Raw genomic sequence first — 15,456 nt, 5'->3', positions numbered from 1 at the left:
CACCTGGATGCGAAGGTCGACTGAGGAGCAATGTGCGAGGTGTGTTGCGACGGCGGGCAGGCCAGCCGGCGTTGCGCCGCTGAGCAGAACGCCGCGGCAGTGCGCCTGCGCATGCACCACATGTTCTGCAGCCAGCGAGCAAACGCGGCTCATGCCAGCTCCTGCCGATGCAAGAACCATGCACAGGCCAGCAGATCCGCGCTGCCGCCAGGGCTCAGGCGACGCGCGACAAACTGCTGGCCGATGGCATGCAACTGCACGCGCCACTGCGGGTGCGCAACGCCGCCGTCGGCAAGGAAGGCTGCCGCCTGCGCCTTGGCGAATGCCAGGCCCTCCGCCCCGCCACGATGCAACAGATTGAGATCGTCCACCTGGGCGATGAGCTGCATCAAGGTCTGTGCCAGCGCCGCTTCACGCGTGGCGCCCCCCGCAAGCGCAGTACGCAACGCAGGCAGGGCGATCTCGCGCAGCACCGGATACCCTGCCGCGGCGTGTTCGCGCACGCCACTGATGCGGTACTGCGCACGCACCCGTTGGCCGTGGCTGTGCGGATCCAACGGTGCAGCCTGCAATGCATCGCGCCAGGCGCGTACGCTATTGCAGACCTGTTCTGCAGTGGGTCGCCGCCGCTGCGCAACCCACAGGCGTGCAGCCTGCGCAGTGAGCAGGCCAAGGCTGAAAACCGCGCCGCGATGCGTATTGATGCCACAGGTGGCGCGCAACATCGCGGACTCGGCCCCGATACCCAGGTCGCGGAGCCGCTCGAATGGCGCATGGTCGATGCCGGCCTGGGCAATGGCGACAAAATAGCCACGCAAGGCGAACAGGCTACGCATGAAGGTGGCGGCATCCATGTCGGTGTGGCTGCCGCTGTCGAACGGCGTCACCAAGCCAGGCTTGGGCGCGCAGGCCAGCTCTGCATGCAGGGCGCCAACCGCCAGACGTCCGAGCTGGTAGGCAGCATCGTGCGGTGGTGCAGGCGCACCGGCAACCCAGGTTTGCTGCAGCTGTGCGCTCATGCCGCACTCCGGACCGGAAACAGCGCAGCACGCGGCAATAACCGGCAGTCCTGGTTGGATTTCACCAACACCTGTTGCGCAGTGCCGGCGTACTCGCGCCAGTTCACCGCGTTGTCTTCGGGCAACAGCAGTTCGCCATCGGCACGCAGCCCGTGCTGCTGCTCGCAGCGCTGCAGCAGCGTGACCAGCGCGCACGCTTGCTCTGGCGTTTCGATGGGCCACAGCAGATCCAGATCCGATTGCGCGTGCACGTACGTCAGGCCGGTCAGGGCTTGCCAGGCAAAGCTGCCGAAGACGTGCGGGTGCAACGCATGCGTGTGCGCTTGAGCGAGCAGGGCCTGCAGTACCGGCTGCACCGTGACAGGCGCCTGTGGCGTCACCGCATCCAGTGTCAGCGGGGCAGTGCAGCGTGCGATATCGGCCACGTGCGCCTGCAGGGCCAAACGCTGCTTGCCTTCGCTGGGCGGCAGCGGCACGCCAAGCCGAACGCTGCCGGGTGCCTGACTGCCATCGCCACGCGCCACTACCGCTGGCAGGCCGGCCGCGAACCACTGCCGCAGCCGTGGCTGCGCGCCAGGCGTGACGGCCTGCCACTGCGCATCTTCGCGCAACCACACCAGAGCGTGGCGGCCGGCCACGCTCAGGCCTCGCCCGCAGCCACGGCGCTGGCGACATCGCGCGCCAGCGTGCGCCCGCCGCGTTGCGCGCCGCGTGCACGGCGCTGGTCGCCGTCGACCGGCGCGGCCAGTGCGTCGAGCAGCGCCTGCGCCAGATCGCCTTCCCACAGCGATTCCACCGCGCCCATGCGCACGTAGTTTTCCACACCCGGCGCAAACACCGGCGAGCTCTTGCTCAACGCCTGCAAGGTGTCGACCGATTGCTTGGTCACGCGTGCCATCGCACGCAGATCCATGACCCGGATCTGCGCATCGGGCAATGCATGGATATGGTCGGCCATCAGCCCGAACGACAGGAATCCACCGCTGACCGATTCGCCATAAACCAGTGTGACCAGCCGCGCACCGCGCGTGCGTGCCAACTCCAGCGCACGCGCCAGGTGCGCGAAATACCCGTTGATGCCGAGCAGCTCGTCGCGCCGTGCCAGCCGCTGCCCGGCGGTGTCGGCCAGCATCACGATCGGGCGCTGCGGGTATGCGCGGGTACTCGCCAAGACAGTGGCAGCCAGGGCCAAGGCGTGATCGACACCGACTTCGAGCTTGTTGGCGGTACCGATCACGGTGACATCGCCGGCGGCGGTGGTTGCGCTGCCGGTCAGCACATCGTCGTTGCGCGCGATGGCGTGACCGAGCGGAAACAGCTGATCGAGCAAGTGACTCAGGTCCATGGAAGGCTCCGATCTGCGGTCGCGGCAAGAAAGGCCTCGGTATCGAGCAGCGGCAGGCGCTGCGCATCGACGATGCCTTGGCGCTTCCAGATCTCCAGCCCGTCGCGGCAATCGCCGTAGGCATCGATGCGCGCCGTCAACTGCTGCTGCGCATGCTCCAGCGCCTGCAATGCGGCCTCACCCGTCGCTTCGGCGAGTGCATCGAGCGTGGCCAGCGCTGCATCGGCGAAGGCATCGATGCGATCGGCCACCAACGTGTGGGCTTCGCCAAGCAGGTAGCGGTGTTTGCCGCCGGTGATGCGCCACACCAGCGCACGGTCGCGCGCGTCGAACTCTTCCACCCCGCGCACGGTTTCGATCACGTCCGGGCCGGACAACGACAGGCGGCCTTCTTCGGACATGATCACCGCGCTGCAGCAGCGCGCCACGATGCCCATGCCGCCGAACGCACCGTTGCCGCTGCCGATCAAGGCCAGCACCGGCACACCGGCGGCACGCGCGCTCAAGGTGGCACGCATGATTTCGGAAATGGCGATGAGCCCTGCATTGGCTTCGTGCAGACGCACGCCGCCGGTGTCCAGCAGCAATAGCACCGCTGCCGGCTGCGTGTTTGCGGCGCGCTCCAGCAGGCCGGTGAGTTTGGCGCCATGCACTTCGCCCACGCCGCCGCCCATGAAGGCGCCTTGCTGCGCAGCGATCAACACGTTGCGGCCGCGCAAGGTGCCTTCGCCGACCACGATGCCGTCGTCGAAGGCGCCGGGTGTTTCCAGTTGTGCCAGGTGCGGGCTGATCAAGCGACGCCGCGGGCCAACAAATTCGCGAAAGCTGCCGGCATCCAGCAGACCCTCGAGACGTTCGCGGGCATCGGCTTCGTAGTAGCTGCGCTGGGCCATGGGAACGGTGGCACTCATCCCTGTCTCCAGACGGCATGCGTAGGAGCGCACCTGGGCGCGACCGGGGTATTACCGGCAATGCCCGTCGCGCCCGGGTGCGCTCCTACGCATTGGAGCGGGCGGCTCATGCGTCAGCTCCCTGCAGCACTTCCAGCGCTTGTTCCAGGCGCAGGCTCACCACCGCCGGCGTGGCGCCCACGTCGTTGATGCTGATGCGTACATCGCGCAGTGGATGGCGTGCAGCGAAATCGTCCAGCACTGCCTGCCAGATTGCGCCAAAGCCGCGTGCGGCGGTGAGGATCTCGATCTCCATGGCGCCCTCGAGCGGCACGCGCTCGACCAGCACTTCCAGATTGCCGGAGGCCACGACACCGACCAGCGCGTGTTCCAGCCCGGCGCGTGCACCGCGCTGTCCATCAAAGCGATATCGCAGGGTTTCCATGCTGTGCCCTTACCAATTGCGAAAACGTTTCGGCGGGTCGTACAGGCCGCCGGACCAGCGCACCAGGTCCTTGACCGTGCGCGCTGCAAGCAGGTCGCGCGTGGCATCGCGCGGGCGAATGCCCAAATCGTCCGGCCGCTTGATGACGCCGCGGTCGCGCAGGTTTTCGACCATGCGCTTGTCGCGGCCCAGGCCCACCGCGGTATAGCCGGACACGCCGCGGATTGCCTGTTCGCGTTCTTCCGGCGTGCGACACAACAGCAGGTTGGCGATGCCTTCTTCGGTCAATACGTGGCTGACATCGTCGCCGTAGATCATCACCGGCGGCAGCGGCATGTTGGCGCGCTCGGCCAGTTCCCAGGCGTCGAGTCTGTCGACGAATGCCGGCGCCATGTGTTCGCGGAAGGTCTCCACCATCTGCACCACCAGCTTGCGCCCGCGCGGCATCTCGCCCGGCGTTGCCGCTTCGCGCCCGGCCTTGAGCCAGGCAGCACTGGCATGCCGGCGACCGCGCGCATCCGAGCCCATGTTGGGCGCGCCGCCGAAGCCGGCGATGCGGTCACGCGTGGCGGTGGAGCTGTTGCCCTGCAGATCGATCTGCAAGGTGGAGCCGATGAACATGTCGCAGGCATACAGCCCGGCGGTCTGCGACAGCGCGCGGTTGGAGCGCATGCTGCCGTCGGCGCCGGTAAAGAAGATATCCGGACGCGCGGCGATGTAGTTCTCCATGCCCAACTCGGAGCCGAACGAATGCACCGATTGCACGAAGCCCGATTCGATGGCCGGGATCAACGCCGGATGCGGATTGAGCGCCCAATGGCGGCAGATCTTGCCCTTCAGCCCCAGCGATTGGGCGTAGGTGGGCAGCAACAGTTCGATCGCGGCGGTGTCGAAGCCGATGCCGTGATTGAGCCGGTCCACACCGTATTCGGCATAGATGCCCTTGATGGCCATCATCGCCATCAACACCTGGATCTCGGAAATCTGCGCCGGGTCGCGGGTGAACAACGGTTCGATGTAATTGGGCTTGGGCGCCTGGGTCACGAAATCCACCCAATCGGCGGGAATATCCACGCGCGGCAGGGTGTCGAGAATTTCGTTGACCTGCGCGATCACGATGCCGCCCTTGAACGCGGTGGCCTCCACGATCACCGGCGTGTCTTCGGTATTCGGGCCGGTATAGAGATTGCCGTGACGATCGGCCGCCTGCGCGGTGACCAATGCGATGCGCGGGGTCAGGTCGATGAAGTAGCGGCCGAACAATTCCAGGTAGGTGTGGATGGCGCCGATCTCGATGCGACCTTCGCTCACCAGCCCGGCCAGACGCGCGGCCTGCGGGCCGGAGAACGAAAAATCCAGGCGCTTGGCGATGCCGCGTTCGAATACGTCCAGATGCGCGGCAAGCGACAACACCGATTGCACCATGTGCAGGTCATGCACGCGCGCCGGATCCACCTCGGTAAGGCACCGCGCCAGGAAATCGGCCTGCTTCTGGTTGTTGCCCTCCAGGCACACACGGTCACCGGGCTCGATGACCGCTTCCAGCAACGCCACGACATCCTCGGCAGCCACCACGCGACCCTGCGGCGCCAGCGCGGCGGCCCGCTGCAGACGCTGACGCCGGCTTTCGGCCTGGGTGTCCCACTGTCGACTCATGCCTCTGCCTCGCCGGGGTCGAGCCCGTAATGTCAAAGTAATTATATCGTAATTATGAACTTCACGAGTGTCTAGACGCGTTGCAGCATCGGCGTTCGTCACCAGGCAGGCGTCAGCCGCCTGCAAGCCGCAGCGCTTGCGCATCAGCGCACTTCGATATATCGTTTCTCCATGCTTCGATATATCGAATGAAACAGCGCCCTCCCGTCAGCCCAACGGCCGATCTCGATGCGGCATCTGCCCGCGCGCGCGGTGCCGGCGCGCGCGTGCGCCCGCTGGAGCATGGCGATCTACGCCTGCTGCTGCTGGCGCTGATTGCCGAGCGCCCGTGCCATGGCTATGAGCTGATGCGGCAGATCGCCGCCCTCTTCAAAGGGCTGTACACGCCCAGCGCCGGGGCGATTTATCCGGCGCTGGCGCAACTGGAGGCCGCCGGCTGGGTGCACACCGATCTGGATGCCGGCCGCAAGCGCTATCAGGTCACTGCCGCTGGCAGCGACTACGTTGCACAGCAACGCGATGCGCTCGATGCCGCACTGGCCCGCACCCATCGACGCGCGCGTGAGCTGATCAAGTCGCAAACGCCGGCCCCGATTCGCGAGGCGATTCATCGCATCAAACATGGCTTGTTCGCGCGCCATGGGCAATGGAGCGAGACAGTAACCGCGCGAATTGCTGCATTACTCAACGCCGCCGCCGACGGCATGGAGCGCGACGACGACTGAGCGGGTGTGCGGTAACGCCTGGGCTCGGCCCGACAGCGATCTGCGAACCGCGCAGGGCGATACAACGCCCCCGCTGCCCCGATTCGAGGTGAAGCGATGCAATTGCATGCAGCTTCACACGCCCCCTCATCTGCCCCTGCGGGCACTTCTCCTGCAGAGCTGAAGACCACGCCGTTGCGCTGGATGACAGCACACCAGCATGGCCGATCGCCACTCACCACGTCATTGACTGATCACGCATTGATTTCGTAACGCTCCCTCTTCCCCCGCACCGCCGCGCATCCGTGCGGCACTCCAGGAATTGCATCCCATGGCTGCACACACCAATACCCAACTCCGTCGCGACCCACGCCTGCGTTCCGTGCAGGTGCTGCGTTGCGAAGCGATCACCCCGCACATGCGCCGTATCGTGTTCGGCGGCAGCGACCTGGCCGGCTTTCAAAGCGATGCGCCGGACGATCACGTCAAACTGTTCTTTCCCAACGCCGACGGCGCCTTCGTCCTGCCGACCATGACGCCGGAAGGCCCGCGCTACGAAGAAGGCGCGCTGCCTTCGCCGGCGCGCGACTACACGCCGCGCGATTTCGATCCGCAGAGCGGCGAGTTAAGCATCGACTTCGTGTTGCACGGCGAGGGCGTGGCGTCCAGTTGGGCCGCGCGCGCACAGCCCGGCGATCCACTGAAACTGGGCGGCCCGCGCGGCTCGTTCCTGGTTGCCGATGACTATGACCACTACGTGTTGATCGGCGACGAAACCGCGCTGCCGTCGATCGGCCGCTGGCTCGAAGCGATGCCCGCCGACATGCACGCGCAGGTATTCATCGAGATCGCCGATGCCGCCGAGCGGCAGGAACTGCTCAGCGCGGCCGAGGTGCGGGTGAACTGGCTGGAGCGCAATGGCTTCGATGCCGTCAGCAGCACCCTGCTGGAAGACAGCCTGCGCGACTACGAGCCAGAGGATGGCGACACGTTCTACTGGATCGGCGCCGAATCGATGCGCGCGCGCGCCATGCGCAAATTCCTCGAAGACCACCTGGGTGTGGACAAGGAATGGGTGCGCGCAAAAGGCTATTGGAAGGCGCGCGGCGAGCACGGCGAGGAGTGATTGCCCTGCGTGCACGCAAGGCGCGTCGGCTCTCAACGCGTCACTAAGCCGCTTCTTGCGCACTCGCCGCGCATGACATGCGCTACGGTGACGCCGGCCAGGACTGCATGGCCGGCAACGCCACTTGCACCTGGGCCGGATCGATGCGCGTGCGCAGCCAGGCCAACGCAACCGGCAATGGACACAAGGCCTGACCGTGGCAACCGGGCAATACCAGTGTGGACGAGGCCAGCGCATCGCCGTCGAAGCGCCCGCTGCGCAACGCCGCCAGGCTGGGCATCAAGGTCCGCACGCGCAGCAACGGCATGCCGTCGCGTTCGAACACATCCAGCACCAGCGCACCGCCGGGTGGATAGTCGTCGGGACGATCGCTGCGATGCCACTGCACGCCGAGCAGTCCACCGAGCGTGGCCAAGGTAGTGTCGTGTCCCACCAGCACCAGCAGCCGCGTGGAAGGCGGCGCCAATGCCGCTACCGACGGCGTCTGCCCGACCGCGGCCTGCACGGTGGCCAGAAGATGCGCGAGCAGGTTGGATGCCGCCGCCGTGGCAACCGGCAACGGACGCTTGCTCTGGGCGAACGAGGTGTTGTGCAGGGCAATCAATTGCGCCACTGCGGCGCGATCCACCCGGCCCCAGCCCAGCTGCGCCGCATCGAAGCCTTCGATGTCTTCCAGCATCAGGTTCTCGGCCAGTCCGCCGGCCAGCTTCAGGGTGCTGGCCGCGGCCGGCGAGCCATCGCGCGTAGCCGGCTCGTAGAGCAGGCGGGTAGGCGGCGGCGTGGCGCAGCGTCCGTGCTGGCAGGCACTCAACACCGCCTGCAAGTGCGCCAGCTGCGCGCGCGTCTCAGCTTCCAGCCGCACCGGCGGCGTGGGCGCCTTGCCGCCATCGAACAATACAGTGCGCTCGCCCTCCGGCAGGGCCTGGTAGTGCACTGCGCAGCCCGGCGCCATGCCCTGCAGCAGCGCCTGCGCGCTGGCGTGGTTGCGGGCGGTACTGTCGGCGATGGTGACGATCTGTTCGGTGCCCGCGCAGCCACTGGCCGCCAGTCCGAGCGGCGGCGCGAATAACGCGCGATAACGTGCGCCCAGCGCCTGCATGCCGGCTCGTCCGTGCGGCGTCAGCTGGCCCGCGGCCACCGGCCAGTGCGGCCATGGCTGCGCGCTGTAGCGATCCAGCTCGCTGCCGGGCTGGGTCGGTGCACGGATGCCATGCCGCACCAGCACGATGGTCAGGCGCAGGTGCGCGGTTGCAGCGGCGGTCTCTTTTGCCACGACCGGTTTTGCCATCGGCAGGCAGAGCGCCAGACCGAGCAGTGCGTGCCGCATCGTTCCGGCAAAAGAGCGATTGTGCATGGCTTGCCTCATAACGTTGCCGACAACGCGAGCACTCTCCCGCGTCCAGGCTGACCGGCATACCGCGGTGCATGGATGGAACGCGCGCCAACGGTGCGCGTGCCGCGAGGCCGGACATCGCGGTGGCGCAATGGCTGCCCTTGCCGGAACAGCGGCAACAATCTACCCAAGCGCACGACAGACATCACCGCTCCAGAAAAATGCGCCCAGCCTGCGTGGACCGGATGACGCGTGGATGACAGCCGCAACTCCGTTGCCGCGCGTTGCGCCCGGCCGTTGATTCGCGGCGATGGCGATGGCGCGATCTGTCGAGACAGTGCAGCGGCGCCAGGTTTGCCAAACGTCGCGACGGCCACCTGTTTGCCGATGCCACGGTCACGCAGTCCACGCTGCCGGCGATGCCGTGAGCGGCGGTGTTTCCCAGGATTCGCCCCGGCACGCAGGCCGCCCCAACATGACGTGACCACGCCCGACGGCATCTCACTTGGCCGTTACCCTCAACGACAAAGGCCCGCCGAAGCGGGCCTTTGCCTGGACAGCAGCCAGACCGCTTACTTGGCAGCGGCATCCTTCGCCGCAGCATCGCCCGCCTTGGCCTGCAGGGCTTCGGTGGTGATGCGGATCTTCACTTCGTCGCTGACGTTCGGGGCGTACTGGCCCAGGCCGAAATCGCTGCGCTTGATGGTGGTGGTGGCGTCGAAACCGGCGGCCGGCACCTTCTTCATCGGGTGCTCGCCGGCACCGTTGAGGGTGACGTCCAGCACGACCGGCTTGGTCTGACCCTTGATGGTCAGGTCGCCGGTGACGGTCAGCTTGTTGGTGCCGGCAGCTTCCACCTTGGTGCTCTTGAAGGTGGCGGTCGGGAACTTGGCCGCGTCGAAGAAATCACCGCTCTTGAGGTGTTCGTCGAACTTGGCGGTGAAGCTGTTCAAGCCGGACAGCGGCAGGGTGACCTGCACGGTGGACTTGGTCACGTCGGCCGCGTCGTACACCAGGGTGCCGTCGACATTACCGAAGTGCGCGCTCGGGTTGGAGAAACCGAAATGGCTCCACTGCGCCAGCACGTCGGTGTGCGATGGGTCCAGGGTGTAGGTGCCCGACGCCACTTCCACGGCCGGGGCGGTCGAGGCGGCAGCCGCCGGTGCAGGTGCCGGCGCAGCAGCGGCGTCGGCCGGTGCGGTGGCCGCCGCCGGGGTTTCAGCGGCCGGAGCGGCAGTGTTCTCGGCCGGCTTGGAGCAGGCGGCAATGGCCAGGGTCAGGGCGAGCGGCAGCAACAGCTTGTGGGTGGTCTTCATTGGAACTCCATGGGATGAGAGACGCGTTGGATCAACGCGGGTGGGACAGATGCAGACGGACGAGGACTGCAGGAAACGCAAGACACCATGTACGTCGACACGGCGAGCCAGATCAAGCGATCGTCAGGCGAACGGCCAACTGCGTCGCTTGACGCGGCAGGCACACGCGGTGTGCCGGGCCGACGCACGCCGTCCACGGCGCTGCGCGGCAGCCGGCACGCATGCATCGCCTTACTCGAAGCGCGCCGCTTCGTCGAAGCTCAGGCGTGGCGAACGCGGGAACAGCCCGGCCGGGTCGCCATAGCCAAGATTGACCAGGAAGTTGGACTTGATCGGCGTGCCGGCAAAGAACGCCGCATCCACCTTGGCGTTGTCGAAGCCGGACATCGGGCCGGCGTCCAGTCCCAGCGCACGCGCGGCCAGGATCAGGTAGGCGCCCTGCAGCGAGCCATTGCGGAACGCCGATTCGGTGCGGCCCTCGCGCGGGCCGTCGAACCAGCTCTTGGCGTCGGCATGCGGGAACAGGTACGGCAGCTTCTCGTGGAAGTCTTCGTCGTGCGCCACGATCACCGTCACCGGCGCGGCCAGGGTCTTGGCGGCATTGCCCTCCGACAGCGCCGGCTTGAGCTTGGCCTTGCCTTCGGCGCTGGTCACGAACACAAAGCGCGCCGGGCCGCTATTGGCCGCGGTGGGTCCCCACTTCACCAGCTCATACAGCTCACGCAGCACCTCGTGGCTGACCGGCGTGTCGGCAAACGCATTTTGCGTGCGGGCGGTGCGGAACAGCTGATCCAGTGCGGCGGCATTGAGCGAGTCGGACATGAGCACTCCAGAGGAAGGGGTGGTGCGACGGTAGGCTGCGGCGTCGGCGCCAGTGTGAAGACCCGCAGTGTAGAGTGGCGCGATTGCCGCCACACGCGTTCAATCTGAAACAAATCTATGTCGGATCTGAAACGATGGGGCTGACCTGGGCACTGAGCGACGGCCGTGCCGGCAATGCGCGCCAGGCCGAGGCGCTGGCGCGTGCATTGCACCCCGCTGCCTACCAGCCACTGCACCTGCAGACCAACGCGCCGTGGCGTTGGGCGGCGCCGCGGCGGCTCCCCGGCGCACGGCAGGCGTTTGGCGCGGCATTTGCCCGGCAACTGCAGCAGCCCCCGGCGCTGGCCATCGGCTGCGGCAGGCAGGCGGCGCTGGCCACCCGGTTGCTGCGTGCCCACGGCAGCCGCAGCGTGCAGATCCTGGATCCGCGGCTGGACCCGCGGCACTGGGACCTGCTGGTGGTGCCCGAGCACGATGCACTGCGCGGCAGCAACGTGCTCACCCTGCTCGGCAGCCTGCACCCGGTGGACGATGCGTGGCTGGCGGCCGGGCGGGCCGCCTTCCCCGCCCTGGGCGGCTTGCCGGGCCCGCGGCTGGCGCTGCTGGTCGGTGGCACCACCGCCCAGGTGCCGTGGACGCCACAGGCGCTGGCGGCGCTGTGCACGCGCGTGAGCGCCCAACTGCGCGCGCTGGGCGGCAGCCTGCTGGTGACCACCTCGCGCCGCACACCGGGCGATGCACTCGCTGCGTTGCGCGCGGCCTGCGCCGGCCTGCCGCATCTGCTGTGGTGCGATGAGCGCGATGGGCCGAACCCCTACGCTGGACTGCTCGGCTGGGCCGATGCCATCGTGGCCAGCGCCGATTCGGTCAATCTGCTCTCCGAAGCCTGTGCCACCCGCGTACCGGTCGCTGCCGCGTTCGGCGAGCAGGCACGTGGGCGCGTTGACACCTATTTGCAAGCGTTGCGGCAACGCCAGCGCTTGCACTTAGTCGATGAAGTTCTCGCCAGCGCTGTCGATATCGTTCCTGTGCGCGAAACCGAGCGCATCGCCATGCAGGTACGCGCGCGCCTGCTGCCATAACCCAACGCCCGCCAGCGGGCCAGCGAGACAAGGACGATGTGCATGACAGGGACGATCCACGCGCGATGGATGCGGCAAACCCGGCGCAAGGCAATTGCGCTGCTGGTACTGGCCGCATTACCGCTGGCGTCCAACGCAACAACACCGCGTTGCGTGCCGCGTTATCCCACGCCGCACGCCGCTGCCGCGATGTTCGACATGGCCACCTCCACCGCGCAGGCGCTGGATGCGTTGCCCGATGCCAAGGTGGTGCTGCTGGCGCGCGGCGGCCAGGATCTAAGCCGCTACGGCCTGAAACATAGCCACCTGGCATTTGCCGTGCGCGACGATGATGGCGGCTGGCGGGTGCGCCACCTGCTCAATCGCTGCAAGAGCGATGCGTCACAGCTTTACCAGGAAGGCCTGAGCAACTTCATCGGCGAAAGCGCGTTGAGCAGCGATCTGCGCGTGGGCATTCCCACCCAGGCACTGCAGCAACGTCTGTACGCGCGATTGACTGGCAGTGGCGATCTTGCGCACCGCCTGCATGAAACGCGTTACAGCATCGTGGCGTATCCGTTTTCCACCGACTATCAAAACTCCAACCAATGGGTGCTGGAAGTGCTGGCCGTCGCGCTGGCGGCCGACGCGCAACCGGCGGTCGCGATTGCCAACCGCCGTGATGCACAGGCATGGCTGCGCACCGCGCTATCACCCCAGCGCTCTGCATCTGGACCTGAGCCAGCGCATCGGCGCGCGCTTTGTCGCCGCCAATGCGGCGGTCACCGATCATCCTGTGAGCGAACGTGTGTCCGGTAACTATTCGGTGGTCACGGTCGAATCGGTATTCGACTTCCTGCATCAGCGCGACGCGGTGGACAAGGAACTGTCGATTGCACGCGCCGCCCCTACTCCTGGAGCAACACCATGATGCACGCCCGTTCCTTTCTCGCTGCCAGCGCATGCCTGTTCGCCGCCTTGACATTGCCCTGCGCACACGCCGGTGAAGCGACCACACCCGGCGAAAAATCCAAGTTCTATTCGGCGCTGTCGCTCGCCATGCCAGTGCTGATCGCGTCCGGTGTGGCGGGCTCTGTGTTTTCCGCACCCGTTGCTGTATCTAATGCAGTGGCCGAATCACGCCGCGAGGCACGTGCAGGCAAGCTGCCGCCAATGCGCGTGCAAGCCGTCGACACCCTGCCTGCGGGTGCACGCCAAGTGCGCCTGCAGGACCCGCAACATGCCGAGAACACCGCAGTGCTGCAATGGCAGGCACGCCAGGACGACCCCGTCGCAGGCTTCCACGTCGGCGAAATGGTGACGTTCCAACCTAGCCCCGCAGGCAGCGGCTGGACCGTGCATGCGGAACAAGGCCAGGCGTTGGCGTTCGTACCGACAGAAGCGGCCGCCGCATACGGCAGCAGCCAGACCTGGTGACGTGCACGCCCTGCGCCGCAGGCCGGGGCCACCTCTGATCGACCGCAGCGCGATCGTCGTTGCATCGGCGGCGTTGCCACGACGCCGATGCCTCCAACCGCGCTGCGTTTACGGATTGCTGGGAGAACGCGGAATGCCGGCAGGCGCCGCATCCAGCGCGCCGATCATCAGCCGCACGACCGGGGTTCCCAAGCCGGTGGTGTAGTTGTACTTGCCGGCGATCGGCACGTCGTTGCCGACGACCCCGTTGTTGCCGGGAATGCCGCGGTGATAGGCCTGCGGGCCGTTGGCGGCCAGGCGATACAGGTAATCGTTGAGATTGCCCTGCCGGCCCTGCTTCTGCACCAGCAACGCGGCCACGCTGGCGAACTCCGGCGCCGCCACGCTGGTGCCGATCACCTTGGTGATGGCACCGGCCACGTAGATGGACACCGAGCTTGTGCCCTGCTGACAGGGATGCACGGCGATTCCCGGGCAGCCGCCGACCAACATGCCGACATCGGGCAATGCGCGCATCGAGGTGCGCGTGCCGCCCAGCGCGCGCAGCTGATATGCCGGACGCTGGAACAGCGTGCTGACGCCGCCACCGGCACCCCAGTAGCCGCCGCTGAGCAGCGCGCCGACGCCATACGGGTCCTCGGCCTGCAACGGGTCGGCAAACGCGCTTTCGCTGAGGTAGCTCGAATCCAGGCTGCCCTTCTTGTAGGCAGTGAGCAGGTTGCCGCCACCGACCGCGGTGACATGCGCATCGGCGGCGGGCCAATGCACGCTGGGGACGTACCGGCCGTTCTTGCCTTCCACCAGGTATTGCGTGTCCGGGCAATCCAGGCCGGCATTGTCGCCGCTGGAGGCGACGAAGCTGATGCCCTGCGCATTGCCTTGCTTGAAGACCGAATCGAACAAGCCAAGGATGGAAGTGGCGTCCTTGCCGTTATAGGCCGCGGTGAAGATCTGTTCGCAGAACCCGAACGAGGAGCTGACCACGTCCGCCTCATTGTCCTGCACGATCTGCCGGTAGCCGGCCAGGATGGAATCGATGGACAGATCGGGGATCACGTACAGCAGCACGTGCGCGCCCGGTGCGCCGCCGAGTGCCATGTCCACATCGAGCGTTGCCTCGCGCACCGCAGCGCGATTGCCGTCCTGCACCCCGGGCTTGGCCCCGGCCACATAGCGGCGTGCATACAGTGTCGGGTTGGCATGGTTGCCGGCATAGCGGCTGAAGCGCTCGTGGTCGAACATCGCGGCAATGTCCGTATCCAGCACGTCGCTGCCGATCAGGACGGCGATCGTGCTGCCGCTACCGTCGAGCCGCTGTTGCTTGCCTGGCGCACCGATCATCGTCTGGTAGGAAGGATAGCCGTAGGCCTGCTTGAGATCGTTGTACCAATAGCTGGTGGTGCCATCACCGGTGCGGTTGCCGGGCGTGCCGGCCAGCATGCGCGAGTCCATGCGCGCCGCCGGCAGCCCGCGGCTCAGGCCGGTGACGGTGACACCGTTGGCACGCAGCGCGGCCGGCAGCTGCAGCGGAGCGGCAGCCGCCAGGCGTACCTGCTGGCCGGCGTTCAGATCAGCCACCAGCGGCGCGGCAAACAACCGCTCCACGCTGTCGGCATTCGCGCTGACATGCAGGGTTGGCCCTTGCTGCACCACGGTCATGTGTGCGGCCTGCAGGGCGGCGCGTACCTGCGCGAGCTGCGCAGGCGCCGGACCAAAACGCCGCTGGAATTCGGCCGCCGACAGCCACTTGTGGTACTGCGGCGACAGCGGGTCCTGGATGTCGGCCAGCAGGGCGTTCAGGGCCACCTGGTCGCGTGGTGGCAGATGCACGTCGAAGGACACGGGCGCTGTGCGCAAGCTGGCCGTGATCGCGTCAATCCGGGCATCGGGGACGGTGGTGGCAGCGTTGGCGCTACCGAAGGCCAACAGCGAAGCGGACAGCACGGCAGCCAGCAGCGGCCGACAGCGGATGCGAGTAAGCATGGATCTCTCCAGGGGGCACAGCAGTGAGCGAGGCCGAATGGCATCGCAGGGACGTGCACGAACGCTCGCGACCACCGGCGCGATCATGTCGACACGGAAAACAGGACACGGATGCCGGCTGCGATCGATGGCCGCGCGGGCCGGGATCCACGCGGCTGGCCGCTGCAGACCACGGCAAGGCCGAGCGCTGCCGGTGCACCATCGCGACACTGCACATTCGGCGGCTCTCTCCATCGGCATCGGCAGGTCGCGCGGCTTGCAAGGGCTGCCATCACTCAGACGGCGGGTCGGGAGCCGGGACGATACGTGCGATGTCTAC

General features: G+C 67.0%; 14 protein-coding genes and 2 pseudogenes. 5 read left to right on the top strand and 11 right to left on the bottom strand.

Features of this window, described 5'->3' with window-relative positions; all coding sequences use genetic code 11:
- Positions 1–149: 149 nt before the first annotated feature.
- The 6 genes from mdcB to mdcA all read right to left on the bottom strand — a co-directional run bounded on the left by mdcB (position 150) and on the right by mdcA (position 5,355).
- The gene (gene mdcB / locus ACCQ15_RS02875) at positions 150–1,019 is read right to left on the bottom strand and encodes a triphosphoribosyl-dephospho-CoA synthase MdcB (RefSeq protein ID WP_122273342.1); all 870 of its coding nucleotides are present in this window, start codon (positions 1,017–1,019) and stop codon (positions 150–152) included.
- Positions 1,016–1,657, bottom strand: coding sequence for a malonate decarboxylase holo-[acyl-carrier-protein] synthase (mdcG, locus tag ACCQ15_RS02870; protein ID WP_372381191.1), 642 nt, complete (start codon positions 1,655–1,657; stop codon positions 1,016–1,018). The genes mdcB and mdcG overlap by 4 nt, the downstream gene beginning before the upstream one ends.
- Before the next feature lie 2 nt (positions 1,658–1,659).
- A complete protein-coding gene (gene mdcE, locus ACCQ15_RS02865; protein ID WP_008577480.1) occupies positions 1,660–2,364 on the bottom strand; it encodes a biotin-independent malonate decarboxylase subunit gamma in 705 nt (234 codons plus the stop codon).
- The gene (locus ACCQ15_RS02860; protein ID WP_372381533.1) at positions 2,355–3,257 is read right to left on the bottom strand and encodes a biotin-independent malonate decarboxylase subunit beta; all 903 of its coding nucleotides are present in this window, start codon (positions 3,255–3,257) and stop codon (positions 2,355–2,357) included. Before ACCQ15_RS02860 ends, mdcE begins: the two co-directional genes overlap by 10 nt.
- A gap of 124 nt (positions 3,258–3,381) precedes the next feature.
- Entirely contained in the window at positions 3,382–3,699 is a 318-nt protein-coding gene (mdcC, locus tag ACCQ15_RS02855) for a malonate decarboxylase acyl carrier protein (RefSeq protein ID WP_008577475.1), read from the bottom strand.
- 9 nt (positions 3,700–3,708) lie between these two features.
- On the bottom strand, positions 3,709–5,355 hold the full coding sequence (mdcA, locus tag ACCQ15_RS02850) for a malonate decarboxylase subunit alpha (protein ID WP_071118551.1): 1,647 nt from the start codon (positions 5,353–5,355) through the stop codon (positions 3,709–3,711).
- A gap of 188 nt (positions 5,356–5,543) precedes the next feature.
- On the opposite strand from mdcA, the gene ACCQ15_RS02845 reads away from it, so the two are divergent.
- Both ACCQ15_RS02845 and ACCQ15_RS02840 read left to right on the top strand, forming a co-directional pair.
- Positions 5,544–6,080: a PadR family transcriptional regulator gene (locus ACCQ15_RS02845; RefSeq protein ID WP_372381189.1), complete on the top strand. Its 537-nt coding sequence runs from the start codon at positions 5,544–5,546 to the stop codon at positions 6,078–6,080.
- Between the two features lie 310 nt (positions 6,081–6,390).
- Complete coding sequence (locus tag ACCQ15_RS02840) at positions 6,391–7,185, top strand: siderophore-interacting protein (RefSeq protein ID WP_372381188.1); 795 nt, start codon at positions 6,391–6,393, stop codon at positions 7,183–7,185.
- A gap of 82 nt (positions 7,186–7,267) precedes the next feature.
- Here ACCQ15_RS02840 and ACCQ15_RS02835 read toward each other — a convergent pair whose 3' ends face one another.
- The 4 genes and pseudogenes from ACCQ15_RS02835 to ACCQ15_RS02820 form a co-directional block, all read right to left on the bottom strand.
- On the bottom strand, positions 7,268–8,539 hold the full coding sequence (locus ACCQ15_RS02835) for a histidine-type phosphatase (RefSeq protein ID WP_033479319.1): 1,272 nt from the start codon (positions 8,537–8,539) through the stop codon (positions 7,268–7,270).
- Positions 8,540–8,723: 184 nt separating this feature from the next.
- Positions 8,724–8,963 (bottom strand): annotated as a pseudogene (locus ACCQ15_RS02830) (hypothetical protein).
- Between the two features lie 127 nt (positions 8,964–9,090).
- Complete coding sequence (locus ACCQ15_RS02825; RefSeq protein WP_005920166.1) at positions 9,091–9,834, bottom strand: YceI family protein; 744 nt, start codon at positions 9,832–9,834, stop codon at positions 9,091–9,093.
- A gap of 231 nt (positions 9,835–10,065) precedes the next feature.
- On the bottom strand, positions 10,066–10,656 hold the full coding sequence (locus ACCQ15_RS02820; RefSeq protein WP_008571724.1) for a malonic semialdehyde reductase: 591 nt from the start codon (positions 10,654–10,656) through the stop codon (positions 10,066–10,068).
- A 134-nt stretch (positions 10,657–10,790) separates the two neighbouring features.
- On the opposite strand from ACCQ15_RS02820, the gene ACCQ15_RS02815 reads away from it, so the two are divergent.
- The 3 genes and pseudogenes from ACCQ15_RS02815 (at position 10,791) to ACCQ15_RS02805 (ending at position 13,154) form a co-directional block, all read left to right on the top strand.
- On the top strand, positions 10,791–11,738 hold the full coding sequence (locus ACCQ15_RS02815) for a mitochondrial fission ELM1 family protein (RefSeq protein WP_372381187.1): 948 nt from the start codon (positions 10,791–10,793) through the stop codon (positions 11,736–11,738).
- A 42-nt stretch (positions 11,739–11,780) separates the two neighbouring features.
- Positions 11,781–12,648, top strand: a pseudogene (locus ACCQ15_RS02810) (DUF2145 domain-containing protein).
- Positions 12,645–13,154: a hypothetical protein gene (locus ACCQ15_RS02805; RefSeq protein WP_372381186.1), complete on the top strand. Its 510-nt coding sequence runs from the start codon at positions 12,645–12,647 to the stop codon at positions 13,152–13,154. The pseudogene ACCQ15_RS02810 and the gene ACCQ15_RS02805 overlap by 4 nt, the downstream one beginning before the upstream one ends.
- Before the next feature lie 108 nt (positions 13,155–13,262).
- Here the strand turns inward: ACCQ15_RS02805 and ACCQ15_RS02800 are convergent, their stop codons facing one another.
- Entirely contained in the window at positions 13,263–15,224 is a 1,962-nt protein-coding gene (locus ACCQ15_RS02800) for a S53 family peptidase (protein WP_372381185.1), read from the bottom strand.
- Positions 15,225–15,456: the final 232 nt, after the last annotated feature.

It is taken from the genome of Xanthomonas sp. NCPPB 1754, from assembly GCF_041475725.2.
GTDB classification, from domain to species: domain Bacteria; phylum Pseudomonadota; class Gammaproteobacteria; order Xanthomonadales; family Xanthomonadaceae; genus Xanthomonas; species Xanthomonas euvesicatoria.
Note: the sequence above shows the minus strand (reverse complement) of the source record. Positions and strands in the feature narration are given on the sequence as shown.